The 24,406-nt window shown below is 61.1% G+C and carries 23 protein-coding genes, 2 tRNA genes and 1 riboswitch; of the genes, 8 read left to right on the top strand and 17 right to left on the bottom strand.

Annotated elements, in window-relative coordinates; all coding sequences use genetic code 11:
- Positions 1-31: 31 nt before the first annotated feature.
- Entirely contained in the window at positions 32-556 is a 525-nt protein-coding gene (locus DV520_RS05335; RefSeq protein WP_117142036.1) for a shikimate kinase, read from the top strand.
- A 16-nt stretch (positions 557-572) separates the two neighbouring features.
- On the opposite strand, the gene DV520_RS05330 is transcribed toward DV520_RS05335, so the two are convergent.
- Entirely contained in the window at positions 573-1,904 is a 1,332-nt protein-coding gene (locus DV520_RS05330; RefSeq protein WP_117142035.1) for a penicillin-binding transpeptidase domain-containing protein, read from the bottom strand.
- On the bottom strand, positions 1,901-3,976 hold the full coding sequence (locus DV520_RS05325) for an FtsW/RodA/SpoVE family cell cycle protein (RefSeq protein ID WP_117142034.1): 2,076 nt from the start codon (positions 3,974-3,976) through the stop codon (positions 1,901-1,903). Before DV520_RS05325 ends, DV520_RS05330 begins: the two co-directional genes overlap by 4 nt.
- 248 nt (positions 3,977-4,224) lie before the next feature.
- Here DV520_RS05325 and DV520_RS05320 point away from each other — a divergent pair, with 248 nt between their 5' ends.
- Together DV520_RS05320 and DV520_RS05315 are read left to right on the top strand one after the other, a co-directional pair.
- Complete coding sequence (locus tag DV520_RS05320) at positions 4,225-5,274, top strand: zinc-binding dehydrogenase (RefSeq protein WP_021919041.1); 1,050 nt, start codon at positions 4,225-4,227, stop codon at positions 5,272-5,274.
- Between the two features lie 32 nt (positions 5,275-5,306).
- Positions 5,307-6,140 (top strand): putative RNA methyltransferase, encoded by an 834-nt coding sequence (locus DV520_RS05315; protein ID WP_021919040.1) that lies wholly within the window; start codon positions 5,307-5,309, stop codon positions 6,138-6,140.
- An 88-nt stretch (positions 6,141-6,228) separates the two neighbouring features.
- On the opposite strand, the gene DV520_RS05310 is transcribed toward DV520_RS05315, so the two are convergent.
- Positions 6,229-7,608, bottom strand: coding sequence for an MATE family efflux transporter (locus tag DV520_RS05310; protein ID WP_117142033.1), 1,380 nt, complete (start codon positions 7,606-7,608; stop codon positions 6,229-6,231).
- A 148-nt stretch (positions 7,609-7,756) separates the two neighbouring features.
- Positions 7,757-7,867: riboswitch (FMN riboswitch) on the bottom strand.
- 124 nt (positions 7,868-7,991) lie between these two features.
- On the opposite strand from DV520_RS05310, the gene DV520_RS05305 reads away from it, so the two are divergent.
- Entirely contained in the window at positions 7,992-8,669 is a 678-nt protein-coding gene (locus DV520_RS05305) for an HAD-IA family hydrolase (protein WP_117142032.1), read from the top strand.
- Between the two features lie 58 nt (positions 8,670-8,727).
- Here DV520_RS05305 and DV520_RS05300 read toward each other — a convergent pair whose 3' ends face one another.
- The 10 genes from DV520_RS05300 to DV520_RS05255 all read right to left on the bottom strand — a co-directional run bounded on the left by DV520_RS05300 (position 8,728) and on the right by DV520_RS05255 (position 17,920).
- Positions 8,728-9,267 (bottom strand): QueT transporter family protein, encoded by a 540-nt coding sequence (locus tag DV520_RS05300; RefSeq protein ID WP_117142031.1) that lies wholly within the window; start codon positions 9,265-9,267, stop codon positions 8,728-8,730.
- Positions 9,268-9,501: 234 nt separating this feature from the next.
- Complete coding sequence (locus DV520_RS05295) at positions 9,502-11,832, bottom strand: SpoIIE family protein phosphatase (RefSeq protein ID WP_117142030.1); 2,331 nt, start codon at positions 11,830-11,832, stop codon at positions 9,502-9,504.
- A gap of 284 nt (positions 11,833-12,116) precedes the next feature.
- Complete coding sequence (gene coaBC / locus DV520_RS05290) at positions 12,117-13,313, bottom strand: bifunctional phosphopantothenoylcysteine decarboxylase/phosphopantothenate--cysteine ligase CoaBC (protein ID WP_117142029.1); 1,197 nt, start codon at positions 13,311-13,313, stop codon at positions 12,117-12,119.
- Between the two features lie 68 nt (positions 13,314-13,381).
- A complete protein-coding gene (gene panD / locus DV520_RS05285; RefSeq protein ID WP_021919034.1) occupies positions 13,382-13,777 on the bottom strand; it encodes an aspartate 1-decarboxylase in 396 nt (131 codons plus the stop codon).
- Position 13,778: 1 nt separating this feature from the next.
- Positions 13,779-14,630, bottom strand: coding sequence for a pantoate--beta-alanine ligase (gene panC / locus DV520_RS05280; RefSeq protein ID WP_117142028.1), 852 nt, complete (start codon positions 14,628-14,630; stop codon positions 13,779-13,781).
- Positions 14,631-14,641: 11 nt separating this feature from the next.
- Positions 14,642-15,523, bottom strand: coding sequence for a 3-methyl-2-oxobutanoate hydroxymethyltransferase (gene panB / locus DV520_RS05275; RefSeq protein ID WP_117142027.1), 882 nt, complete (start codon positions 15,521-15,523; stop codon positions 14,642-14,644).
- Positions 15,520-16,380 (bottom strand): Rossmann-like and DUF2520 domain-containing protein, encoded by an 861-nt coding sequence (locus tag DV520_RS05270; RefSeq protein ID WP_117142026.1) that lies wholly within the window; start codon positions 16,378-16,380, stop codon positions 15,520-15,522. Before DV520_RS05270 ends, panB begins: the two co-directional genes overlap by 4 nt.
- A 301-nt stretch (positions 16,381-16,681) precedes the next feature.
- The gene (locus DV520_RS05265) at positions 16,682-17,293 is read right to left on the bottom strand and encodes an HD domain-containing protein (protein WP_021919030.1); all 612 of its coding nucleotides are present in this window, start codon (positions 17,291-17,293) and stop codon (positions 16,682-16,684) included.
- A gap of 35 nt (positions 17,294-17,328) precedes the next feature.
- Positions 17,329-17,706 carry a sigma-70 family RNA polymerase sigma factor gene (locus DV520_RS05260; protein ID WP_117142025.1) on the bottom strand — a complete coding sequence of 126 codons (378 nt, stop codon included), beginning with the start codon at positions 17,704-17,706 and terminating at the stop codon, positions 17,329-17,331.
- Entirely contained in the window at positions 17,687-17,920 is a 234-nt protein-coding gene (locus DV520_RS05255; RefSeq protein ID WP_117142024.1) for a hypothetical protein, read from the bottom strand. Before DV520_RS05255 ends, DV520_RS05260 begins: the two co-directional genes overlap by 20 nt.
- 292 nt (positions 17,921-18,212) lie before the next feature.
- Between DV520_RS05255 and DV520_RS05250 the strand changes: the two genes are divergently transcribed.
- The 4 genes from DV520_RS05250 (at position 18,213) to DV520_RS05235 (ending at position 20,430) form a co-directional block, all read left to right on the top strand.
- Positions 18,213-18,288 (top strand) — tRNA-Thr (locus DV520_RS05250).
- 9 nt (positions 18,289-18,297) lie between these two features.
- Positions 18,298-18,382 (top strand) — tRNA-Tyr (locus tag DV520_RS05245).
- Positions 18,383-18,451: 69 nt separating this feature from the next.
- Complete coding sequence (locus DV520_RS05240; RefSeq protein WP_117142023.1) at positions 18,452-19,585, top strand: SLC13 family permease; 1,134 nt, start codon at positions 18,452-18,454, stop codon at positions 19,583-19,585.
- 245 nt (positions 19,586-19,830) lie between these two features.
- The gene (locus DV520_RS05235; RefSeq protein ID WP_117142022.1) at positions 19,831-20,430 is read left to right on the top strand and encodes a cytidylate kinase-like family protein; all 600 of its coding nucleotides are present in this window, start codon (positions 19,831-19,833) and stop codon (positions 20,428-20,430) included.
- Positions 20,431-20,490: 60 nt separating this feature from the next.
- Here the strand turns inward: DV520_RS05235 and aroQ are convergent, their stop codons facing one another.
- The 4 genes from aroQ to aroC are packed head-to-tail and all read right to left on the bottom strand — an operon-like array spanning position 20,491 to position 24,386.
- Positions 20,491-20,928 carry a type II 3-dehydroquinate dehydratase gene (gene aroQ, locus DV520_RS05230; protein WP_117142021.1) on the bottom strand — a complete coding sequence of 146 codons (438 nt, stop codon included), beginning with the start codon at positions 20,926-20,928 and terminating at the stop codon, positions 20,491-20,493.
- On the bottom strand, positions 20,909-22,141 hold the full coding sequence (locus DV520_RS05225) for a shikimate kinase (RefSeq protein WP_021919025.1): 1,233 nt from the start codon (positions 22,139-22,141) through the stop codon (positions 20,909-20,911). Before DV520_RS05225 ends, aroQ begins: the two co-directional genes overlap by 20 nt.
- Positions 22,141-23,289 (bottom strand): prephenate dehydratase, encoded by a 1,149-nt coding sequence (gene pheA / locus DV520_RS05220; RefSeq protein ID WP_117142020.1) that lies wholly within the window; start codon positions 23,287-23,289, stop codon positions 22,141-22,143. Before pheA ends, DV520_RS05225 begins: the two co-directional genes overlap by 1 nt.
- Positions 23,286-24,386, bottom strand: coding sequence for a chorismate synthase (gene aroC / locus DV520_RS05215; RefSeq protein ID WP_117142019.1), 1,101 nt, complete (start codon positions 24,384-24,386; stop codon positions 23,286-23,288). Before aroC ends, pheA begins: the two co-directional genes overlap by 4 nt.
- Positions 24,387-24,406 lie beyond the last annotated feature (20 nt).

Genomic DNA, 24,406 nt, shown 5'->3' with positions numbered 1-24,406 from the left:
TATCTCCAAAAACAGAAAGGGAGAGAGCGCCATGCACAACGTCATTCTCATCGGCATGCCCGGTGTGGGCAAGAGCACCCTGGGGGTGCTGCTGGCCAAAACCCTGGGCATGACCTTTCTTGACACAGATCTTGTCATTCAGGATCAAAAAAAGGCCCTGCTCCGGGAGCTGATCGCCCAGCACGGCATCGACGGCTTTCTGGCCCTGGAGGGCACCGTCTGCGCCGGCCTCCAGGCGGAAAACGCCGTGATCGCCACCGGCGGCAGCGTGGTTTATGAGCCGGAGGCCATGGCCCATCTCCGGGAAATCGGTACCGTCGTCTACCTGAAGCTGGGCTACAAGGCACTGGCCCGCCGGCTGGGCAACCTCAAAAACCGCGGGGTGGTTCTCCGCCCGGGCCAGACCCTCCGAATGCTCTACGAACAGCGCATTCCCCTGTACGAGACATACGCCCATATTACGGTGGATTGCGGCGGGCAGGACATCGAGCACACCTTGGACCGGGTTCTGCGGGCACTGGAAAAAGCGCAACCCAAGAAAAACGCCTCCCTTTGAAGGGAGGCGTTTTCTCTTACTCCGCAGTTGCCTGGGCCAAAACCTGGGCCGCGATGGAACCCGCCACCCGGGCGCCGCCGCCGCCGTTTTCCACCAGAACCAGGAAGGCCAAGGGATGCTCCGGGTCGTCGATAAAGCCGGCAAACCAGGCGTGGGGCTCCTGTCCCCCGCCCACTTCCGCCGTGCCGGACTTGGCGCAGACCGCCAGGTCCCCGAACTGGGCCTGCCCATACTGGCTGGCCACATTGTTGCGCATCATCTCTTTCAGCTGCCGGCAGGTCTCCTCTCCATAGATGGAATAGGTGTCCTTGCCGTCGGGAAAGGCCGCCGGAATGGACGTTCCGGTGATGGTCTCCCGCTCCACCAGTTTGGGCACCACCGCCACGCCGTCATTGGCAATGCCCCCCATAAAGGCCAGCATATTGCAGGGGTTGACCAGGTCTTTGTCCTGCCCCACACCCGACCAGCCCAAAAAGGCGCTTCCATCCTCCTGGGCCACAAAGCTTCCTTTGGCGGTATGGATGTCGCAGACTGCCAGGGAATCCAGCAGGCCCGCCTGCTCCATGTACTCTCCCAGGGTCTTGCCCCCCAGCTCCATGGCCAAGGTGGCATAGGCCCCATTGCAGGAGGTGGCCAGACACTGCTTGATGTCCATATTCTCGCCGTGGGCATAGGGACAGGTGATGACATCTCCGTCCACTTCCAGACTGCCAGTGCAGGTATAGCGGAACTGGTCCAGGTCCTTCTTCTGCTCAATGGCCGCCGCCGTGGTCACCAGCTTAAAGACCGAGCCGGGGGGATAGGTGCTGGAAAAGAACCGATTCAAATACACCCCCTCATAGGCGGGGTTCTCGTTGATGTCCGAAGGGGGATTGTTGGGGTCGTAGGAGGGGGAGCTCACCTCACACAGCAGGTCTCCCGTGGTATAGTCATACACCGCCACCACCCCCTTGCGTCCGTTGAGGGCGGCGTAGGCCGTCTCGTTGAGGGCCGCATCAATGGTGAGGGTCACGTCATGGCTGCCCAGGGAGGTGCCGGTGACCAGATTATAGCCTGTCAGCCGGCTGGCCAGCACTGAGCGCAGGGAGGTGCCGAAATTCTGGTCCCCCACCAGGTGAAGGGTGGACACCCGGGTAGCCTGGTTTTCCGCATAGCTTTTGGTCTGCCCGTCGTAGAGGAGGACACCGTTTCTATCATAGATGGCGCCGGAATCATAGTACCGGGTGCCGAAGAAGCCCACCCAGTCATTGCCCTTCCCGATCAGCTGGAAGCAAAAGAACAGCACCCCGGCGGCCAGCGCCCCGGCCAGCACCAGAGCGATGATTGTCCGCCGTCTGAGTCGTTTCATCTGCGCCGCCTCCTTTCATCCGACCGTCCGCAGGCCGGCGGGGGATCGGCCAAGGGGTCCTCCCCTTCCGGCCACAGGGGGCCGTCGATCAGGTCCTCCCAGCCGCCCCGGTCCTGGGTCCAGTCCTCCGCAAATTGGTCGTAGTCGTCGTAGTCCTCATACTCGTCATAGTCCTCGTATCCGTCGTCATACCCATAGTCCTCATAGGCATCCTCATCGTAGTCGTCATACCAGCCGTTGTACCGGTCATCGTACATCCGGTCCGCGTCCGGGGGAATCCAACCCCGGATGCGTTTGGGCAGCTTCAGGGTAAAGCTGGCATTGGGCCGGGTGTCCGCCGCCTTCAAAAAGGCCAGAAGCCCCCAGCAGGAGATCATGCTGGAGCCGCCCACAGAGACAAAGGGCAGGGTCACACCGGTCAGGGGCAGGATATCCACCGCACCCAGCACATTCAGGGTCGCCTGGAACACCAGCATGGCGGCGGCGGAATTGGCCGCGATGACATAATAGCTGGACCGGGCCGTGGCGGCACAACGGGTGGCATAGAGCACCAGTACCAGCAAAATAAACACCGTGCACAGGGCCAGAATCAGGCCAAACTGTTCACTGATGACCCCAAAGACCAGGTCCGTGTTGGCCGCGCCGATGTTCTTCAGGAAGGCATCCTCCCCGGTTCCCTTGCCAAAGAGGCCGCCGCTGGCAATGGCCGACATGGTGCGGGTCTGTTGGAAGCCGCCGGAGTCCGCGGCGTGCTCCCAGACGTGCCGCCAGGCCCCAAAACGGTTGGCAATGTAGGGCTTAAACTGGAGAATCATCCAGCCGCCTGCCCCCGCCGCCGTGGCCATCAGGGCCAGGAAGCCCAGGTCTCCAGACCGGAGAAAGGCGATGACCAGCAGGGCCACAAAGAAGATCAGCGCCGTGCCAAAGTCACTCATCAAGGCCAGGCATCCCATGCAGAAGCCGCAGAAGAGGACGGTAAAAATCAGGTTTCGCCGGGCAAACAGCCGGTCCAGCGTGGCAGCGCCGGTAAAAATAAAGGCAATCTTCACAAACTCCGAGGGCTGGAATCCAATGGGGCCAAGGGAGATCCAGTTCTTGGCCCCGAAAATCCGGGAGCCCAGCACCACATTGAAAATCAGCAGCAGGCAGGTAAACACGGCCACCGGCCAGCGCAGGGACACCGTGGACTTCAGGTCCCGCAGCAGCAGGCTCAGCACCAGAAACACCGCGATGCCCGCGATCACACAGATGGTCTGGGTCAGCAGGGCCTCCGGGGAATAGGCCGCCGTCACGGCAAAGGAAATGGTACACAGAAAAAAGGCGATGGTCTCCGCCTCAAAGGCCGTTCGCTTCAGCGTGCGGTAGAGCAGATAGGTCCCCCACATGGCCGCCATGAGAATGCCAAAGGCCACCCCGATCATGGCGATCTCCGGGCTCTCCCGGTCGGGCAGGCACTGCACTGCCATCATGATTTGGAAAACGGTCAGGTATCCCAGGGTTCTGCCGGGGCTCAGGGGCCGCTCCGCCACCCCCCAGCGCATCGCCTGCTCCCGCTCCTCCTTCTCGCTGATGGCGTAGAACGACAGGCCGATGCCGCCCAAGTCAATGACGTCCCCTGTCTTCACCGGCACGGTGTGGGTGACTTTCTTTCCGTTGAGCCGGGTTCCGTTCTTGGTCTGCAGGGGCTGGAGTTTCCAGCTCCCCTTGTCGTCCCGCAGCAGGGCCGCATGGCTGCGGGAGACGGTGGGAAAATCCAGACTGACATCCGCCCATCGCCCCCGTCCAATGGCGTTCTCCCAATGGCACAGGTCCAGACGGGTCCCATCTCCCAGGGTGAGCCACCCCCAGATTTCCTTTCCGGGTTTCTCCCGGAACAGGGACATTAGGCAGCGGACAATGATCACAATGGCGACAATGACCGCCACCACCCGCAGAATCCCGCAGGCCACAGGCAGAATCACATCAATGGCGGCGCCCAGCGCCGCGCCGGTGTCCGCGTTTTCCACCGCGGCCCGGACCTGGTCGCCAAGCTGGGAGAAAATCACGCCCAAACGGGCTATGAGTTCCTGCATGCGTCCCTCCTTTCTCCGGCAAACAGCGCCGGTCTGTCCTCTTGACACAGTGCACGGCAGAAGGCGGCCCCTCCGTCCCCGGACAAGAATCGCCTTCTCCCCTGCAATAGGTCCTCATTATATCATAATTTGGGGAAAACACAAGTCAAAGCCCGTCTCCGCCCTTGCGCCCCAGGCCCCCACTGTGCTACACTGGTAAAAAATCGGCCATCCCAACGCCGGGATCGCGCCCCAAAGGAGGTTGTCCTATGAGAGCATTTGCTTACCTGTCCCAGGGTCAGGCAGGATGGGTGGAGAAGGCGCCGCCCCAGGCCACAGGCTTTGACGGGATCATCCGCCCCCTGCTGGTCTCCCCCTGCACCTCTGATGTCCACAATGTGGAGATCGGCTGTCTGGCCCCCCACCGCATCCTGGGCCACGAGGGTCTGGGAGAGATCGTGGCCGTAGGGGACCAGGTGCGTGACTTCCAGGTGGGAGAGATCGTGGTGGTGCCCCCTGTGACCCCCGACTGGCGGACCGTCCCCTCCCAGCTGGGCGCCCACCAGCACTGCGCGGGGCTAATCACCGGGCAGAAGCTGTCCAACGGAGAGGACGGTCTTCTGGCCGAGTACGTCCGCATCCGTGACCTGGACGCCAATGCCGCACGGATTCCCCCCGGGGTCTCCTGGGAGGGGGCTGTCATGGCGGCGGACATGCTGAACACCGGCCTCTACGGCGCCCAGCTGGCCGACGTCCAGCCCGGGGACACGGTGGTGGTCATGGGCGTGGGGCCTGTGGGGCTTATGGCCATTGCCGGGGCAAAGCTCCGGGGGGCCGGACGCATCCTGGCCATCGGCAGCCGGCCAGCCGGGCTGGCATTGGCCCAGTTCTACGGGGCCACCGACCTGGTCAACTACAAAGAGGGGGACGTCACCCGGCAAATCCACCTGCTCACCCACAAGCAGGGCGCCGACTGCTGCATCTGTGCCGGCGGCGGTCCCGACGCCCTGGGGCAGGCTGTCACCATGGTCCGCTGGGGCGGCACCGTGGGCAATGTGAACTATTTTACCACCCAGGGGGACTTGCCCATTCCCAATGTGCGGTATGGCTTCGGCATGGGGAACAAAACCATTCGGGGCGGTGAGTGCCCCGGGGGGCGGGCCCGGATGGAAAAGCTCCTGGCCCTGCTCCAATACGGCCGGGTGGACCCGGTCCCGCTGATCACCCACCGGTTCCAGGGACTGCCCCAGGTGGAGACCGCCTTTGCCCTCATGAGGGACAAGCCCCCTGAACTGGTCAAGACCATCGTGTCCCTCTGACCCATCTCATCCATTGAAAAGGAAGCGATCCCATGGAAAGTCTCTTGCGCTGCCCCCTCTGCGCCCAGCCCCTGGACCGGCAGGACACCCGCTATCTCTGCCCCCGGGGCCACAGCTTTGACCGGGCCGCCGCTGGGTATGTGCATCTCCTCCCCGCCAACAAGCTCCACTCCAAAGACCCGGGAGACGACAAGGCCATGGCCGCTGCCCGGAACCGTTTCCTGTCGGGGGGCTATTACGACCCGCTCCGGGATGCCCTGACCCGTCTGGCGCTGGCCTACGCACCGGACCGGGCTCAGATCCTGGACGCCGGCTGCGGAGAGGGATATTACAGCGCCGCCCTTTTCCAGGCCCTGCTCCAGGCGGGAAAACACCCCAGGATGGCTGGGGTGGACCTCTCCAAGCACGCCCTGCGCCGGGCGGCTAAGCGCCAGGGCAGCATTGAGTTTGCCGTGGCCTCCGTCTATGACCTGCCGGTGGCCGACCAGCAGATCGACCTGCTGGTCAACTGCTTCTCCCCCCTGGCCCTGGAGGAGTTTCTCCGGGTGCTGCGGCCCGGCGGGCTCTACTGCTATGTGGTTCCCGGCGCCCGCCACCTGTGGGAGCTCAAGCAGGTGCTCTATGACACGCCTTATCCCAACGAGGAAAAAGAAACCCCATACCCCGGCCTCTCTTACCAGGAAATTCAGGCGGTGGACGGCACCATCCATCTGCCGGATACCCAGGCCATCCTGGACCTGTTTCAAATGACCCCGTATTTCTGGAAAACGCCCCGGCAGGGCGCCCTCCGCCTGGCTGGGCTGCCCCAGCTGGACACCACCATCTCTTTTCGGATTCACGTGTTCCGAAAGCAGGACCGCCCCTGAGGGAGCCCCGGTTCTCCATAGAAAAGCCGCACACCGCGCTGTCCTAATTGGACGGCGCGGTGTGCGGTTTGGTTCCATCTCCGCCGGCTTACGAGAGCCAGCCCTGTTTTTTCCAACGCCGGAACTCCCGCAGTACCAGCGCCAGGGAGAGGAGAAAGGAGACCACATCGGCGATGGGGGCTGCCAGCAGCGCCCCATTGAAACCAAAGGCCTGGGACAACAGCAGCGCCAGGGGAATCAGCACCACAGCCTGCCGGACCAAGGGAATGGCCAGAGCCTGCACGGGTCTCCCAATCCCCTGGAAAAAGGAGGAAGTGGCCATGTGAATCCCATAGAGGAAAAAGGCCAGCATGTAAACCCGGAAGATGTGCTGGCAGGCGTCCAGGTACACCGGGTCCCCTGAGACAAACAATGTGCCAATGGCCCGGGGGAAGAGCTGATAGACCGCGAACCAGCCCACGGACACCACCAGCGCGATGGTAGCCGCCATACGGTAGGTAGCCCGCACCCGGTCATACCGTTTGGCGCCGAAATTATAGCCGTTGATGGGCTGGGTGGCCGAGGACACCCCCACAAACATGGCGTGGGCAATCTGGTACACCTTCATCACCATGCCATAAACCGAAAGCGCCACATCCCCGCCATAGGCCGTCTGGGCCCCATACCGGGTCATCAAGTTGTTCATGGTCACCTGAACGGCAGCGGTCATAATCTGCGTGAGAAAACTGGGGATGCCCAGCTTGAAAATCCGGCCCGTGAGGGCCGCCGTGGGACGCAGCCAGGCCCGGCGAATCCGCACCGACTGAAGCCGCCGCAGATAGACCAGGCACAGACCGCCGGCCGCCACCTGTCCAATGACGGTGGCAATGGCGGCCCCCACCACCCCCATGTGCAGACCGAAAATGAAAACAGGGTCCAGCACCGTGTTGATCACCGCCCCTAAAATCATGCACTTCATGGTGTATTTGGGGTTGCCGTCCGCCCGGATAATGGCCGTGAGGGCAGAGCTAAAGAGCAGGAAGGGCAGCCCCCAGACGATGATCCGGGTATAATCCAGAGACGCCTGAAAAGCCGTCTCCGTGGCCCCGAACAGCAGGACAATCTGCCGGGCGAACAGGCTTCCCGCCACCGCCAGGAAAACCCCTGCGGCCACCAGCAGGGTCACGGTATGGCTGGCGGTCCGGTCCGCCTCCTCTTGCTGCCGGCGGCCCAGGCAGAGGCTCATATTCGCCGCGCAGCCGTCCCCGATCATCAGCGCCAGGGCAATGGTGACAATGGTCAGAGGAAAGGCCACGTTGGTGGCGGCCATCCCCGTGACCCCCACCCCCTGGCCGACAAAGATCTGATCCACAATGTTGTACAAGTAGTTGACCATCAGGGTCAGGGCTGTGGGGATCGAATACCGGCGGATCAGACGGCCAATGGGTTCGGTCTCCAGGGGATTCTGTTTCCGTTGGGGTTGTTCCATCGTTCCTGCTCCTTTCTTCCACGGCGGGGCGGACGGGCAGCAAAAAAAGCACCCGGATACGCCCCTGGTCTCTGGGCCACCGGATGCCATCCCAAGCTCACGTTCCAGACAACAAGGGGATGGGAGGCCGCCGGCGACACGCCTGAACCTCTTTCTTCTCCCATCCAGACCAACTGTTGGCTTCGGAATTTCACCGAATCAGCGCATGGCTCGCGGGCTTTGACCGCCAGTAGAGAATACCTCGTTTCCGAAGAAAGCATTTCTTTTGCTTTAGGATAGCACACCTTCCCCGCCTGTGTCAATGGAAATGCCCCCATTGCAAACCGCCGCCCATTGTCGTATAATACCCAAACAGCGTCATTCCAGTCGAGAGGAGACCCCCTATGTCACGCGCCATTTTCTTTGATTTAGACGGAACCCTGACCGACTCCGGTCCCGGGATCATCAACTGCGCCCAGCTGGCCCTGGCCCATTTTGGCATCCAGGTGCCGGACCGCGATCAGCTCCGGGTCTTTGTGGGCCCGCCCCTGCGGCAGAGCTTTGCCCGCTTCGGGGTTCCCCCGGCGTCCCTGGACGAGGCCATTGCCCGTTTCCGGGCCCGGTATGTCCCCATTGGAAAATTTGAAAACACCCCCTACCCCGGCATTGCCGGCCTGCTGGACCGGCTGCAAGGTGCGGGATACCGTCTTTTCGTGGCCACCTCCAAGCCCCAGGTCACCGCCCAGGAGGTGCTGGAGCATTTCCAGCTGGCCCGTTACTTCGAGCGCGTCTGCGGGGCCTCCCTGGACGCAGGCCGGGAGACCAAGGAGGACGTCATCTCCTATCTTCTCGCCCAGATCGGCGACCCCGGCCAGGTGGTGATGGTGGGGGACACCGCCTTTGACGTTCTGGGGGCCAAGGTCCACGGCATCCCCACCATCGGCGTCACCTGGGGCTACGGCCAGGTCGAGGCCATGCGGGAAGCCGGTGCGGCGGCCCTGGCGGATACTCCGGAACAACTGGAGGCCTTGCTCCATACCCCGGGCGTCTTTTCTCCGGCGCCGCCCCAGGCACTTCCTTAAAAAAGCAGGTCCCCGCCGCGCACGGGGACCTGCTTTTTCTACCATTTGTGCAACGATCCTACTCTTTTCGGGCCCGGGCAAGCCCTTGGCGGGCTTCCGGAATATAGCGCCGGAGGGAGGGCACCCTGGGAAGTCCCCGGAGAAGCAGCATGCCCAGCAGATAGCATACCACCGCCTCTCCAATGCCAACCCAGAGGGCGTTGGCTGCAAACAGGGCGGGGAACTGGGCGGAGAAGCCCACCTCGTACCAGGTCAGCATCCCCCCGGTCAGAACCATGCAGCTCAGCACCGGGGGCAGCGGCGCCAGCCACGGGTGGTTGGTCCTCTGGGTGAGCCATGCCGCCAAAAGCGTGCCCGCCGAGCCGATGAGGATATCCAAAGGACCGTAAGGACTCATTAAATTGGCCACCAGACAGCCCACAAAGAGCCCCGGCCAGGTGCCAGGAAATAGGAAGGGCAGCACAGTCAAAGCCTCGGAAACTCGAAACTGCACCGGGCCATAGGCCAGATTCATGGCCGCAGCCACATAAGTGAGGGCGGCGTAGGCCGCCGCGATGACCCCATTGAGGGCCAACAAGTGGGTATTTGTGCGCGTCAAAATAAATTGCCTCCATTTTCGTATTTAGAACGTGGTGCGCGGGCCACGCAGCGGCGAAGAGACATCTCTCCGCCGGTTGGACCGGGGTGTGGAAACCAGTCATCAACAGCATACCATACCGGATGGCAAATTGCCAGGAAAATTGACAGACCGCAGGGGCGCGCAACGCGCCCCTGCGGTCTGTCAACACAGGCAGCCTCCTCTCCCGATTCTGCTCTGCCGGATTTCTCTGCCTCAGCCCTCCTTTCCCCGTTCCAAATGCACTGCCAGTACCGTCCCGTCGTCCTCTCCCTGACAGATTTCCTCACTCTGCTGCAAAATTCGCTGGGCCAGGTCACTGGGGCTGTCCCCCTGGTAGGCGGTCATCAGGTCCCGAATCCAAATGTCCTCCCGTCCGCAGAGAATTCCGTCTGTCACCATGACGATCCAATCCCCCTGCTCCCCCCGGAAACGATGGACATCGGGCTTTGCCTGCTCCCCTGTCACAATGCCGGCGGGCAGAGAACTCCCCACGGCGCATTTGATCTGCCTTCCCCGCCGGACATAGGTGGGGGCCGCTCCCTGCTTATGGACACAGCACCGCCCTGTGAACAAGTCCACGGAGAGCAGGTCAATGGTGGTGCTGCCCCCCGCCTCTCCCCGGAGGGACAGGGCGGAACTGACGGTCTCCACCGCTTCCGCCGGGTCCATGCCCGCCCGGAGAAATCGCTCAATCAGCTTGGCCGCCTGGGCGCTCTCCTGCTTCGCCCCCGGGCCGGACCCCATACCGTCGCAGAGGAGGAGAAACAGCATCCCGTCCTCCCGCCGGAACCAGATGCCGGTGTCTCCGCTCACCGGCTCCCCCTGTCTGGGGGCCCCGGCCAGGGCGGCGGTGGCCCGAAAGGGCTCTGCCTGGGCAAACAAAATTCGGTTGTTTTCCTCCTCTCCCTCCCGCAGAGGCGTACCCAAAATCTCCGCCAGCTCCCGGCGGGCCGACCGGGTTTTGAGCTCCTCTGCGGCGGGAACCTCCACCCGGAGACGTCCCTCCTTGTCATAGTATACCACCCCGCCGGAGAGATTCATGCTCCGCAGAAACCCGTCCAATTTTTCCTGCCGGGGCAGGTCGGGGGTCAGCCCTGTGGAGAGCTCCGTGGCCGCGCTGCGCATGAACTTGTCCAGCCGGGCATACTGACTGCACAGGGCGGACCGGGTCTGCCAAGTCCGCCGGAGGGCCTGCCTCCGGCGGAGAAAGGCGGTCAGCTGGCGGTTTACCTCCCCCAACAGCTCCGGGAAATGGACACAGCGGGCGCTAAACTGCCCGGAAAAGTCCGTGGCCAATGCCCGGCCCCGTTCCAGAATGGGGCCGGTGGCATCGTTGAATGCCCGCCGCGTGTCTTGGTACTCCTTCTGCCAGCAGGTGGTGCGCAGCACACATTTGGCGCACACCTTGTCCGCCGTACTGGTAAAAATTTCCGCTGGATTCTCCGTATTGGCGCTCTCGGGATGGAGGGTCTCCTGCACCGTATCATACAGGGCATGGAAGGCCGAGGCCATCTCCCCCATTTTACGGGAAATTGCCTGCCGGCTGCTCTCCAGGTCCGGTCCCCGCCCTGCCCCCGGGGCGGCTGGAAGGGCCTGTTCCTTCTTCGGGCGGACGGGCAGCACCAAGAAGACAATGGCCCCCACCACCGCCTCCATGGGCAGGCCCACATGGAGTCCCCCGTCCCAGCTCCACAGCACCGCCACAAAGCAGGTCAGCACGTAGACCAGCGCGGCCACGATCTTTCGGGTTCCCTTACACAGCCCGCAGGCCAGGCCCGCCAGGGCAAAAACCATACTGTAATAGGGCTGTTCTCCAGAGGCCAGGTCCAGGGCCACCCCGGCACAGGCCCCGGCCAGAACCCCTTCCCCCACGCCCTTGCGGGCCGCCAGCATCACCCCCACCGCCGCCAGGAGGCGGCCCATGGAGAAGGTCCCCAAAATTTCCACCCGGGCCAGGGCCATGAGCACCGTGCCCGCCAACATCATCAGACCGATACTCTGCCTTGGCGTTAAGTTTCTGGGTCCGTCCAGAGCCTCGGGCCACTGGGTGAAAATGATCCGGTAGCCATAGGCCGCCGCCCCCGTGAACAGGACCTCTGTGACAAAGTAAACCAGGTCCTCCCCGTACCAGCCCTCGCCTCCTCGGCAGATGATCCCCGTCAGGGCGCTGAGCACTGCGGCAATGGCAGGCATGAACCAGGCCCGTTTATAAAACTTTGCATCATAAAAGGCGAAAGCCACGGAATATGTCAAAATGGCGGAGGCCGCGTAGCGCATCCCATCGGTCATCCCCTCCAGACAGAGGTACCCCAGGCAGGCCCCGGCCAGGGTGCAAAACCCGCTGATCCCCGACCCGGCCGCCGCCACCGCGGCCACCCCGAAGGGGGAATAGAGCCCAAAGATCTCCGCCCCCGACAGCACAGCCCCCAGGAGGAATCCCACCCCCGCCTCTGCCATGCCCATGAAGGCCCGTCGGGACAGATTGACGGTGTCCCGGCGTGGGAACCGAAGCAGCCGTCCCCCCGCTCTTTCTTTCGTTGCCATGGATGATCCCTCCTGTGTTTGGCGAACCTGTTTTTCTATGCATCGTGTGCCCAGATTATACCCACCGGAGGAAAAAAAGGCTGTCGGACGGTGCATGGGGAAAGATGGGGGCTTTCTCCAGCATTTTCCCTTGTCCCGTCTTCTTCGGCGGCAAGGGGCGGCGTTCTGGAAAAACGGTCAGGCGAAAGTTGAAGGGAAAGGGCAAAGGCTGGCAGGCGATTGTTCCGAGAAAAATAAGGACCCAGGAAGTGTATACACTTCCTGGGTCCTTCGGCACTGGGCATTCACCGGCGCCGCTGAATCTCGTCCAGCAGATGGGCCGCCACCTGATCCTTTCCCATGAGGGGCAGTTCCCGCTCCCCCTCCCGGGTGATGAGGGTGACCACATTGGTCTTGGTCCCAAAGCCCGCGCCGGCCACTTTCAGGTTGTTGGCCACAATCATATCCAGCTTCTTTCGCTCCAGCTTGGCCCGGGAGTTTGCCACCATATCCCGGGTCTCCATGGAAAAGCCGCAGACAAAGAGGCCGGGATGGCGGTGCTCCGCCACCCATCCCAGAATGTCATCGGTGCGCTCCAGGGGGATGGACAAGTCCTGGTCCGACTTTTTCATCTTATCCGAGGCCACCTGGGCCGGCCGGTAGTCCGCCACAGCGGCGGCCTTGATGAGGACATCCGTGGCGGGCAGCAGATCCCGCACCGCCCGGAACATGTCCGCCGCCGTGGTCACCGGACGGGTCTCCACAAAGGGAACCAAGGGCAGGTCCACCGGTCCGGAGACCAGGGTCACCTGCGCCCCCCGGAGCATGGCCTCCCGGGCAATGGCATACCCCATCCGGCCGGAGCTGTGGTTGGTAAGGTAGCGCACCGGGTCCAGGGCCTCCTGGGTGGGGCCGGCCGTCACTGTCACCCGAACCCCGGCCAGGGTCTTCTCCCGGGCCAGTTCCCGGGCAATGTGGTCCAGCAAAACCTCCGGTTCCGGCATCTTCCCACTGCCCACCGCTTGGCAGGCCAAGAGGCCGCTGTCCGGGGGGATAATGGAAAAACCGTACTTCTCCAAGGCAGCAAGATTGTCCTGGGTGATGGGGTTTTCCAGCATCGCCGTGTTCATGGCCGGGGCCACCAGTTTTTTGCAGCGGGCCGCCAGAACCACCGTGGTGAGCATGTCATCGGCAATGCCATGGGCCAGCTTGGCGATGACATCGGCGGTGGCCGGCGCCACCAAAATCAGGTCCGCAGCGGTGGCCAGGGAGACGTGGGCAATGTCATACTGAAAGTCCCGGGCAAAGGTGTCCACCACACACCGGTGGTTGGTCAGGGACTCAAAGGTCAGGGGGGTAATAAACTGAGTGGCGTTCTGGGTCATCACCACATGGACCTCCGCCCCCGCTTTCCGCAGGGCGCTGGCCACGTTGGGCATTTTATAGGCGGCAATGCCGCCGGACACACACAGCAGGACGCACTTTCCTTGCAGATTTTCCATGAATCTCTCGCTCCAATCTCGCCGGCATACCGACGCATCCTTCTTCACGTCCCCACAGGGGGAATGGCTCAGGCCATGTCTTTGAGCAGGCCGTGCTTTTCATAGGCTGTTACCCGGGCCACCTGGTTCTCTTCGTCCACAAAAACCACATTGGGGTGGTATCCCCGGGCAATCTCTTCCGGCGTCATGTGGGCATAGGACATGATGATGATTTTGTCCCCCACGCTGACGCACCGGGCAGCAGCCCCGTTGAGGCAGATCATCCCCGAGCCCCGCTCCCCGGCGATGGTGTAAGTCTCAAAGCGGCTGCCATTGTCGATGTCCACAATCTGGACCTTCTCATACTCCAAAATCCCAGCGGCCTCCAGCAGTGCCTGGTCCACGGTGATAGACCCCACGTAATGAAGCTCCGCCTGGACCACCGTGGCCCGATGGATTTTTCCCTTCAGCATCTCCACCGTCATATCATCTGCCCTCCACAAGAAAATTATCAATGAGACGGGTTTTTCCAATATAGACCGCCAGCGCCACCAGAACCCCTTCCCGAATTTGATCCACCGGCTCCATGGTCTCCCCATCCACAGCGGAGACATAGTCCACTCTGGCCAGGGGCTCTGCGGCAATGTGGTCGGTCATCGCCGTCACAATGCTGCGGGCATCGGTCTCCCCGGAGGCCACCAGGTCCTCCCCCAGGGCCACAGCCTGGGAAAGCACCAATGCGGCCCGGCGTTCCTCTTTACTTAAATAGGTATTGCGGGAGGACTTGGCCAGTCCGTCGGGCTCCCGGACAATAGGGCAGCCCACCAGCGTGATTCCATAGGACAGGTCCCGGACCATCCGGCGGAGAATGGCCAGCTGCTGGGCGTCCTTTTGGCCAAAGAACGCCTTGTCCGGGGTGACAATATTGAATAGCTTGGCCACCACGGTGCACACGCCCCGGAAATGGATGGGGCGGGTCTTGCCGCACAGCTGTTTGGGCATCTCAGATAGCATTTCCACATAGGTCGCCGCGTCGGGCGGGTACATCTCCTCCACAGTGGGATGAAACACCAAATGGCAGCCGTGGGCCTCCAGAATAGCGCAGTCCCGGCGGAAATCCCGGGGATAGGCCTCCAGGTCCTCATTGGGGCCAAACTGGGTGGGGTTGACAAAGTCGGACACCACCACCCGGTCGCACTGGCGGACCGCTTCCTCCACCAGGCTGGCATGGCCCTCATGGAGATATCCCATGGTGGGGACCAGCCCCACGGTCAGTCCCTCCTTTTTCCAGGCCGCCACCTGGGCCCGCACCTCAGAACAGGTTGTTGCAATCAGCATGGTCTTCCTCCTCACTGCGTAGAACAGACGGACAGCAGCGGGGCCGACTGGCTCTCGTCCAGTCGGTTCAGCACTTCATCGCCGCAGTCGCTTTTGGCATAGGTCTGGGCCGGGGCGGGAAAAGCACCGCTCTTCACCTGGCTGTCATAGGCCTGAAAGGCCTCCATCATCTGCTGTCCCACCTGGGCAAACGCCTTGACAAACTTTGGCGTCTGTCCTTCGGTGATCCCCAGCATATCCTGGTAGACCAGCACTTGGCCATCACAGCCCCCGCCGGCCCCAATGCCGATGGTGATGATGTCCAGCTTCCGGGAGATCAGCGCGGCCAGCTTAGGGGGAACACACTCCAGAACCACGGCAAAGGCCCCAGCTTCCTGCACCGTCAAGGCATCCTTCAGCAGACGGGCCGCGCCGGCTTCCCCCTTGCCCTGTACCGTAAAGCCCCCAAAAGCGTGGTAGGACTGCGGGGTCATCCCCACATGGGCGCAGACCGGAATGCCGGCGGCGGTGATGGCCCGGATCTGGGGGCAGATCCCTTCGCCGCCCTCCAGCTTCACGCCGTCCACGCCGGTCTCTTTCATCATTCGGCCGGCATTGGCCAGGGCCTGCTCCGGGGAGACCTGGTAACTCATAAAGGGCATGTCCAAAACCACAAAGGCATTCCGGCATCCCCGGGCCACGCTGCGGCCATAGAGGATCATCTCCTCCAGGGTTACCGGCAGGGTGTCGGAATAGCCCTGCATGGTCATCCCCAGGCTGTCCCCCACCAGGATCATGTTGATGCCCGCCTGGTCCATCAGCCGGGCGGTGGAATAGTCGTAGCAGGTGAGCTGGGAGATTTTTTCCCCCCGGGCTTTCATGGCTGCTAAGGTGACAACATTGTTCTGTTTCATCGGTTCGATCCTTCCTTTAGTATCTCGTTCATAGACTCCGCGTCAATGTCCGGGTGCTTGTTTCGTGCCAACTCCACCAGCATGCGGGAGGCCCCCCGATAAACCTGCCGGGCATCCTCCCCGGTCAAGCAGGCCAAATGTTTGGCCACCGTGGCAGTGTCCCCTCGCTCCACAGGCCCTGTCAAAGCCTGCTGGGGACCCACCTGGAGAAGATGGGCCAGATTGGCTTTCATCAGGGGGGCCAATGCGTCCAGGGCCTCCCGCTGGGAGAACCCGCAGCCCCGCAACAGTGCCACACTCTCCTGAACCAGCGCACACATCAGGTTGCTGGCCACGGTGCAGGCGGCATGGTAGGCCTCTTTTCCCCGGCTGGGGAGAATCCGCACCCTGGCCCCCAGAGAAGCCAGCCGCTCCGCCCACCAGTCCAGGTGGGGGCCATGGCCCTCCAGGCAGAAAAAAGCACCCGGTAATTCCCGCCAGGCGACGGTCTTGTCGCAGAGGGGGAACAACGGGTGGATCGAATAGTGACCGGCGCCTGTCTCCTCCACCCCGGGAAAGGCTTCCCGGGCGGTCAGTGCGCCGCTGCAATGACAAATCTGTTTTCCTGCCAGGTCAAATTCCCTCAGCTGTGCAAACACTGAGGCAATCGCTCCATCCGGAACGGTCAAAAATAACGCGTCACTCGCCCGAACCAACGACTCCAAAGATTCGTATTGCTTCGTGCCAGTCCATGCCGCCGCTTCCTGGGCCGACCCTCGGTGCCTGCTGTAATAGCCGGTCACTGGGAGGCCACCCTGGACAAAAAACTGCCCCAGGGAGAAGCCAACTTTTCCCGCTCCAATGAATCCAATCTTCATCCGATCACCTTGCCTTTCCACAGGTCAGGGTGACGCGATGGGTCCCGTGCCGGAGCAGCGGACCCGCAGGGAATATGCCGGTACAGTTTCCTATTCGGAATACCATCCGTTTGCCGCCCGGCCCTTCAAAAGCGATTGGGGGCCGGCCAACGCGGCTATTGTATCATTCGACCCGGCAAATGTAAAGGTTTCTTTCTTCCAAACCGCTGCACCGACTGCACAACATTCCAGGGGCGTTTTCAGGCAGATTCGACAAAAAACGGGACAGCCGGCTTACTGCCGGCCATCCCGCTGGGCATCCTTATGGTTCTCGTGCCGCCTGGTCCCTCTGAAACAAGCGCTGGGCAAAACCCACTAAGTCCTTAGCGCTGTCATGCCGGAGAAACTTTGGGTCCAAGTCGCCCAGACGCACTCGGTCCAGGTTGTCCGCATCCTTCAGAAGACGGGTCAGCGCCATGGCGTGGGGCAGGTCCCGCGGCTGGAACGAGGCCACAATGGACGCCATCTCCCGGTCCGGACGGGAATGGGCGGTCACCGCCGCCTGCAGCTCCACCAGGGCCTCCCCCGTCTGGCCTGTCAGCGCCGCCAGACGGAGGGCGGACCGAGCCCCATGGTAGATATCATATCCGTCAAAGGTCCTTCCCACATCGTGATAGCTGGCCGCCCGGAACACCTGCCGGACCATCTCCTCCGGCGCACCCTCCTTCCAGCAGAGCAGCGCCGCCAGGAGAAGAACCCGGTGAATGTGGCCGGGGCCATGCACCTGGCTGTGAAACAAAGCCTCCTCCTGCAAGGTCTCATAGGCCTGCCAGAGCACAGGTGCATACTGCCACTGCCTCAGCCCCTGGAGCAGGGCCTGGTCCTCCCCCCAGTTTCCCTGGGCCAACAGGTCCCGGATCGGATTTTCTTTCATGCCGCCTTCCCCCTTTGGCTTACTTCGTGTCTGTATTATCTTCCCCGGAAAACCCGTTTGTCAACGGCGTGCCGAAAATTTTTTCTTCCCTCCTCCCCCAGAGACCCTCGGAGCAACGCCGCCCCGCCATAGCGCAGGCAGCGGTGGAGCCGGGCTTCTCCCCGCTTTATGGTGCGGGACACCGTACTCCGGTCCACCCCCAGCGCCGCTCCAATCTCCCGCATGGTAAGCCCCTGGTTATAGTATAAAAACAGGACCTGCTTCTGGCGCTCCGTCACCTCCTCCCGAAGCGCCTGGGCCAGATTTCGGCGCAGCTGCTGGAGCTGGCTGCCGTTGTCCTCGGCCATCAGGCGGGTGTACACCGCCAGGTCCCGTTCGTTTTCCCGTCCTCTCCTATAACGTATACTTTTCATTGCGGTGGTACCCCCTTTCATAGTAACGCTCCAGCAAAACCGCCTGATCCCGGGTCTCCCGCCAGAGGACCTCCAGCGTCCAGATTCTTCCCTCCAAATTGGCCCGCTCCGCCGGGTCCTTCGTCTGTTTCCACGCCTTCTCCAGCTCCTGCATCCGTCCCCGGAGCGCCTGGGCCTGGGCCCGGTACTCCACGGACATCTCCCGCAATGTCATAGCATCCTCCTCTCTCTTACGCGCCCGCCGCCGGCACGCCAGGCACCGGCCTTCCTCCAGCGGCAGATCCTCCTGATACTGTTCCTGTCCGCATACGGGGCAGATTGCCCAGGGGAAATCCCGCTGCTTGTCCCGAAAGGGAAACCCACTCTGCCTTCTCCTCAGCTTCCATGTCCTCCTTCCCCACCTGCCTCCGGTTTCACTCCACAAAAAATCCCTTCTTTTTTCAAAAAACTATTGACAAAACAGCTGCCATCTGTTAGACTAATCCTCGCTGCGGATGAGTACCTATGCTGGTGTAGCTCAGTTGGTAGAGCAGCTGATTTGTAATCAGCAGGTCGGGGGTTCGAGTCCGTCCACCAGCTCCAATTTCATATGGAGGAGTTCCCGAGTGGCCAAAGGGGGCAGACTGTAAATCTGTTGTCGACGACTTCGATGGTTCGAATCCATCCTCCTCCACCACAAGAAAGTGATCGATTTTATAATCGGTCACTTTTTCATTTCTTTCCTTTTCCTGGAGTTCATGTCCTTATGTCAAAATTTGTAAAACGCTGTATTGGGTTTGTTCAGAAAGAAACGATTCTGTGTATCGCAATTGCATTAGCTCTCATCTTCTCCATGATTGTCCCTCCCAATCTTTCTTACATTGCCTATGTTGATTGGGACACACTATTTCTTTTGTTTAGCCTGATGGCAGTTACCAAAGGATTTCAAAAAGCCGGATTGTTTCTCTACCTTGGGAATCACTTAATCAAGAGAGCCACTACCTCCCGGAAAATGCTATTCTCTCTCGTTTTTTTACCTTTTATCTCCAGCATGGTAATTACAAACGATGTTTCCTTACTTATTTTTGTTCCTTTCGGTCTCACCGTGCTGCAAATGGCAAATCAAGAATCCCTCATAGTCCCTCTGGTCGTCATGCAAACCGTCGCTGCAAATTTAGGTAGTATGCTAACCCCGATGGGAAACCCCCAGAATCTATACCTGTATACCAAGTTTAACCTTCATTTTGGACAACTCTGCCAACTCATGCTTCCCTATGTCTTACTATCCGCGCTCTGCTTGACGCTTCTCATCCTTTTCCGGAGGTCCACCTCCGTTCCGATGTCTTTCTCCCCAGCAAAGCCACCGGACCCAAAGTGCTTTCTATGTTCCTCCGTCGGCTTCTCCCTATGTCTTTTAGGGATTTTTCAAACCATCCCTCCTATTCTCATCGCCCTTTGCATTTTTATTTTTCTTTTTTTCACAGACAAAAGTGTACTGGCTGACCTTGACTATTCCCTTCTGGGAACATTTTTTGCTCTTTTTATTTTCATTGGAAACCTCGGATGCATTGGTGACTTCCAGACTTTCCTTGCCTCCCTCCTTACAAATCACGTGGCACCGGTGGCTATGTTGACCAGTCAAGTGATCAGCAATGTACCAACCGCTCTATTACTATCCGGGTTTACTTCCCAATGGCAAGCACTGATGATCGGATGTAACTTAGGGGGACTTGGTTCTCTCATCGCCTCAATGGCCAGCCTCATTTCCTACAAGGTTGTTGCCAAAGAATACCCCGACCAGCGGAAGAAATATCTTCTTTGCTTTACGGTATGTAATCTCTGCTTAGGCGGACTGCTCCTGCTTGCCTGCTTTCTCATGAATCATCTCCATTTGCTCTAAACATTTTCCTTTATTTTGCCAAATTAGAACATATGTTCTATTCAGAATATAGCATTTTTGTCCTTGCTCTGTCAACGTTCCCATCTGGGCAGTCAGAAACGCCACTCCTTTTTTATGGACAAGTGTACGTCTTAAAAACGTGTTTTTAAGAAAAAACCAAGGGTTTTCCCGTCCTTTCACATTGATTTTTCTTCGCGCCTTTGCCATAATGGAGGAAAAGAAAGCGACAAAAAGGAGGGTTTGCCATGAAGCAACTGATCATTTCCCTGGGCCGACAGGTGGGCAGCGGCGGTCATAAGATCGCGGAGGCTCTGGCGGAGCGGTTCTCCCTGCCGCTGTACGACAAAAATCTCATTGCCGAGCTGGCGGCCCAGCGGGAGCTGGACCCGGAGACGCTGCGAAAGTATGAAGAGGCGCCCCGGCATCCCTACCTTTCCCGGAGTATCCGGGGCCTCAGCAACTCCGCCGAGGCGGGACTGGCCGGCATGCAGTTTCTCTTCCTGCGGGAAAAGGCGGCCAAAGGGGACTCCTTTGTCGTCTTAGGTCGGTGCTCGGGGTACATTCTGCGGGAGTTTCCCGGGCTGATCTCTCTGTTCGTCCGGGGGGACCTGGCAGACCGGGTGGCCAGCATCCAGCAGGCCCATCACCTGACCCAGGACGAGGCGCTGGAGTTTATCCGCAAGGGAGATAAGCGCCGCGCCGCCTACCACAACGAACACTGTCCCACCCAGTGGGGACATGGGGACACCTATGACCTCACCATCAACTCCTCCCGCCTGGGGCTCTCCGGCACCACGGATTTTCTGGAGGACTACATCCGCCGCCGGATCGCGGCAGAACCATGACAAGACAAAAAACGGCCAGACCGTGGAATTGACCACAGTCTGGCCGTTTTCCTTTCTGTGTCAGCGGTGCTGCAAATAGTCCTTCAGGAAAAGGATGGCCTTTCGGTAGCCCTCCAGCCCCAATCCCATGTAGGTCTGCACGCAGGCCATGCCAGCGTAGGAAACCTGGCGGAAGTCCTCCCGCTGGGAGACATCGGAGATGTGCACCTCCACCGCGGGCAGGTTCACCGCCTTCAGCGCGTCCAAAATCGCCACACTGGTGTGGGTATAGGCGGCGGGATTGATTACAATGCCGTCGGCAGTCCCCAGAGCCGCCTGAATCCGGTCCACAATGGCCCCCTCGTGGTTGGACTGGAATACCTCCACCTCCATCCCCTCCTGGGCACAGGTCTCCTCCACCAGGGCCACCAGGGCGGTGTAGTCCTGTTTCCCATAGAGGTCCGGCTCCCGGACCCCCAGCAGATTCAGGTTGGGGCCGTTAATCACTAAAATGTTCATAGGCTTCCTCCACGGTCTGGGCCACAGTCTCCGCCGGGCCGTCGTTGGCCACGGTGATGTCCGCGAACCGCCGGTACATGGGCAGACGGATGGTATACATATCCTGGAGGCTCCCCCGCAGGGACAGGGGGCGGCCCTTTTTGGGCAGCTTGGACAGCTCCCGCTCCAGGAAGATGATGGCGCCGTTCTGGTGAAGATGGGGATAGTTCTCCGGCCGGGTCACGCAACCGCCACCTGTGGCGATCACCAGTCCCGACGCCTTCCCCAGCTGGGTAAGCAGGGCGGTCTCCTGGGCCCGGAAGGCCTCCTCCCCATAGTGGGTGATGTACTCGCCCACCGGCATCTCCAAAATTCTTTCCAGCTCCTGGTCACAGTCCACAAACGGCCGGTCCAGGCGCTGGGCCAGCGCCTGCCCCACGGTGCTCTTCCCACAGCCGGGCATACCGATCAGGATTCGGTTCTCCTTCCGGCGGCTCAGGGCGTGGTAGGCCTCCTTGGTGCGGATGGCGGGGATGACCTCTCCCGTAAAAATCTGGGCGGCGCACCGGGCCTGTTCCGCCAGCATATACAGCCCGCCCAGACAGGGAATCCCCAATGCCTCCGCCTGCTGGAGCAGCGCGGTGCGGGCGGGGTTGTAGATCAGGTCCAGAACCCCCTCGCACTGGGGAAATTCCCGCAGGTCCACAGGGGACGCAGCGGTGTTGGGATACATGCCCACAGGGGTGGTATTGACCAGGATGGAGGCGTCCCGATGCCGGTCCAGGTTGGTATAGTTGTCCTCGCCGGTGCGGGAGATCACCACGATCTCCCCAGCCCCCAGCTTTCGCAGGACATACTGAACCGACAGGCTGGCCCCGCCGGAGCCCAGCACCAGGCACTTCCGGCCCAGAATCCGCATCCGGCTCTTCCAGACCATGCCCTCAAACCCGGCCGCGTCGGTGTTGTCCCCCAGCAGAGACCCGTCCAGCTGCTTGACCACGGTGTTCACACTGCCGATGGCCGCAGCGGCCTCGGTGAGATCGTCGCAGATGGCCAGCATGGTGGTCTTATAAGGGATGGTCACGTTCAAGCCCTGAAAATCCCGGGCCCGGATAAAATCGCCCAGTTGGTCCGGGGGGACCTCAAAGAGCTCATAGTCATAGTTCCCAAAAAAGGCATGCAGTTCCGGGGAATAGCTATGCCCCAGCTTCTCTCCCAACAATCCGCATCGCATTAAATCACCTCACTGTAACTTCCCAGGTACTGGAACTCCTCACAGACCGCGGACAGGTCGTCCACCATGCGGATAAACTCGTCGGAATAGACCGAGGTCTCCAGATCAAAGTAGAACATGAACTCAAACTCCCGGTCAGGCAGGGGGCGGCTCTCCAGCTTGATGAGGTTCAGCCCCAGGGCATAGAACCGCGCCAGAATCTGGTACAGGGAACCGGGCCGGTGGGGCAGCACCACCATGAGGGAGGTCTTGTCCGCGCCGGGATAGATCTCCAGCTTTTTGGAGATGCAGATAAAGCGGGTGTAGTTGTTGCTCCGGTCCTGGATGTCCGCGGCCAGGCGCTCGAGCCCATAGAGGGCCACACAGCTGTGGGAGGCGATGGCGGCCACATCCTTTCGGTCCGACTGGGCCACAGCCTCCGCCGCGGCGGCGGTATTCTCACAGGGGGTGATCTTCACATCCTTACCCAGCTTTTCCAGATAGGCCGAGCACTGGCTGATGGCCTGGGGATGGGAGAAGATCTCCTTGATGTCCTCCAGCTTAGTGCCCTTCTTGGCCACCAGGTTATGGTCAATTTTCAGGCGGGTGGAGCGGACAATTTTGAAGCTGCTGTGGCGGAGCATCAGATCATAAATCTGCTTGACGGAGCCCGCGGTGCTGTTTTCCAAGGGAAGCACCCCATAGTCACAGAACCCGTTCTCAATGGCACTAAACACACTCTCGAAGCTGCCGAAATACATCACCTGGGGGTGCTTGAAGAGTTTTTCACAGGCCAGCTGGGAGTAGGCGCCTTCCACCCCTTGACAGGCCACCGTGGCAGAAGGAGGGAAGAGGTTGGGGGTAGATGCCATAGCCCCCTCAATCTCCTTGCGCAGGGCGGAGGGCTGGGGATTCATGGCGTTCTGATAGCCCCGGCTGATCTCAAAGAGCATGGACCACAGGGCATAGCCGTACTGCGCCAGCTCCGGGGGCAGCTTGGAGGCGATGTCCGCCAGCTTGGCCCGTTCCCGGGCAGGGTCCAGGGTGGGCAGTCCCTGCTCCTTCTTGGCCTGGCTCACCCGGGCCACCACGTCCATCCGCTGGGCAAAGGCGTTGACCAGGGTGTCGTCAATGGCATCAATTTCTGTTCTCAGTTCCTCTAAGTTCATAACAGTTCACTCCTTCTCTGCTGCTCCAACAGCGCGTCACAGACGGCGATGGCCGCCGCCGCCTCCACACAGGGCACAGCCCGTGGGACAATGCAGGGATCATGGCGTCCGTGTATCTCTAAGGTGGTATTTTCTCCCCGGGACAGACTGACGCTGTCCTGGGGCTGTGCGATGGAAGGGGTCGGCTTTACCGCCACCCGGAATACCAGGGGCATACCGTTGGTGATACCGCCCAGAATCCCCCCCGCGTGGTTGGTTCGGGTTTTTACCTGTCCCCCGTCCATGTAAAATGGGTCGTTGTTCTGGCTGCCACGCAGGGCCGCCACGCCAAAGCCCGCGCCAAATTCCACGCCCTTGACCGCGGGAATGGCGAAGGCCAGCCGGGCAATGCGGTTTTCCATTCCGTCCAGCATGGGGTCCCCCAGACCGGCAGGCAGACCCACCACGCCGCACTCAATGATCCCGCCCAGAGAGTCCCGGTCGGCCTTGGCCGCGGCAATGGCCGCCTGCATCCGCTCCCCCGCCTCCGGGGCAAGGACGGAAAACCGCGTCCTGCCGGGGGCCAGCAGGTCCTCCCGGGAGAGGGCCACCGGATCGTAGGCCCGGTCCCAAATTCCTCCGATGGCGGCGATGTGGGCCCCCACCCAGATGCCCCGACGGGCCAACATCTGCTTGCAGATCCCGCCGGCGATACACAGGGGGGCGGTGAGCCGACCGGAGAAATGCCCCCCGCCCGCCACATCCTGAAAGCCCCCGTATTTCACCTGGGCGGTATAGTCGGCATGTCCCGGCCGGGGAATGTCCCGGAGATCAGCATAGTCCCCAGAGCGGGTATTGGTATTGCGAATGACCGCCGTCAGCGGGGCACCGCAGGTTCTCCCCTGGCTGAGCCCCGACAGAAACTCCGGCTGGTCCCCCTCCTTCCGAGGGGTGGACCAGTTCCCCGTCCCAGGGGCCCGGCGGTTCAGAAAGACCTGGAGCTCCTCCAGGTCCACCGGCTCACCCGCCGGCAGGCCGTCCACCGTCACCCCGATGGCCGGGGCGTGGGACTGACCAAAGATGGAAACGGTCAGCTGACCGTGATAAATACTGCTCATCGCGCTATCCTCATTATGAA

The sequence above is a fragment of the Evtepia gabavorous genome (assembly GCF_003425665.1).
Classification (GTDB): Bacteria; Bacillota; Clostridia; order Oscillospirales; family Oscillospiraceae; genus Evtepia; species Evtepia gabavorous.
Note: the sequence above shows the minus strand (reverse complement) of the source record. Positions and strands in the feature narration are given on the sequence as shown.

Excerpts from the sequence above, each read along its gene's own strand:
- DV520_RS05335 (WP_117142036.1), top strand. The coding sequence starts at position 32 with ATGCACAACGTCATTCTCATCGGCATGCCCGGTGTGGGCAAGAGCACC.
- pheA (WP_117142020.1), bottom strand. The coding sequence starts at position 23,289 with ATGAACTTAGAGGAACTGAGAACAGAAATTGATGCCATTGACGACACC.
- DV520_RS05330 (WP_117142035.1), bottom strand. The coding sequence starts at position 1,904 with ATGAAACGACTCAGACGGCGGACAATCATCGCTCTGGTGCTGGCCGGG.
- DV520_RS05295 (WP_117142030.1), bottom strand. The coding sequence starts at position 11,832 with ATGGCAACGAAAGAAAGAGCGGGGGGACGGCTGCTTCGGTTCCCACGC.
- panC (WP_117142028.1), bottom strand. The coding sequence starts at position 14,630 with ATGCTGATTGCAACAACCTGTTCTGAGGTGCGGGCCCAGGTGGCGGCC.
- panB (WP_117142027.1), bottom strand. The coding sequence starts at position 15,523 with ATGAAACAGAACAATGTTGTCACCTTAGCAGCCATGAAAGCCCGGGGG.
- coaBC (WP_117142029.1), bottom strand. The coding sequence starts at position 13,313 with ATGGAAAATCTGCAAGGAAAGTGCGTCCTGCTGTGTGTGTCCGGCGGC.
- DV520_RS05325 (WP_117142034.1), bottom strand. The coding sequence starts at position 3,976 with ATGCAGGAACTCATAGCCCGTTTGGGCGTGATTTTCTCCCAGCTTGGC.
- aroQ (WP_117142021.1), bottom strand. The coding sequence starts at position 20,928 with ATGAACATTTTAGTGATTAACGGCCCCAACCTGAATCTGCTGGGGGTC.
- DV520_RS05225 (WP_021919025.1), bottom strand. The coding sequence starts at position 22,141 with ATGCGATGCGGATTGTTGGGAGAGAAGCTGGGGCATAGCTATTCCCCG.
- DV520_RS05265 (WP_021919030.1), bottom strand. The coding sequence starts at position 17,293 with ATGAAAGAAAATCCGATCCGGGACCTGTTGGCCCAGGGAAACTGGGGG.
- DV520_RS05240 (WP_117142023.1), top strand. The coding sequence starts at position 18,452 with ATGTCAAAATTTGTAAAACGCTGTATTGGGTTTGTTCAGAAAGAAACG.
- DV520_RS05320 (WP_021919041.1), top strand. The coding sequence starts at position 4,225 with ATGAGAGCATTTGCTTACCTGTCCCAGGGTCAGGCAGGATGGGTGGAG.
- panD (WP_021919034.1), bottom strand. The coding sequence starts at position 13,777 with ATGACGGTGGAGATGCTGAAGGGAAAAATCCATCGGGCCACGGTGGTC.
- aroC (WP_117142019.1), bottom strand. The coding sequence starts at position 24,386 with ATGAGCAGTATTTATCACGGTCAGCTGACCGTTTCCATCTTTGGTCAG.
- DV520_RS05260 (WP_117142025.1), bottom strand. The coding sequence starts at position 17,706 with ATGAAAAGTATACGTTATAGGAGAGGACGGGAAAACGAACGGGACCTG.
- DV520_RS05315 (WP_021919040.1), top strand. The coding sequence starts at position 5,307 with ATGGAAAGTCTCTTGCGCTGCCCCCTCTGCGCCCAGCCCCTGGACCGG.
- DV520_RS05255 (WP_117142024.1), bottom strand. The coding sequence starts at position 17,920 with ATGACATTGCGGGAGATGTCCGTGGAGTACCGGGCCCAGGCCCAGGCG.
- DV520_RS05310 (WP_117142033.1), bottom strand. The coding sequence starts at position 7,608 with ATGGAACAACCCCAACGGAAACAGAATCCCCTGGAGACCGAACCCATT.
- DV520_RS05270 (WP_117142026.1), bottom strand. The coding sequence starts at position 16,380 with ATGAAGATTGGATTCATTGGAGCGGGAAAAGTTGGCTTCTCCCTGGGG.
- DV520_RS05305 (WP_117142032.1), top strand. The coding sequence starts at position 7,992 with ATGTCACGCGCCATTTTCTTTGATTTAGACGGAACCCTGACCGACTCC.
- DV520_RS05235 (WP_117142022.1), top strand. The coding sequence starts at position 19,831 with ATGAAGCAACTGATCATTTCCCTGGGCCGACAGGTGGGCAGCGGCGGT.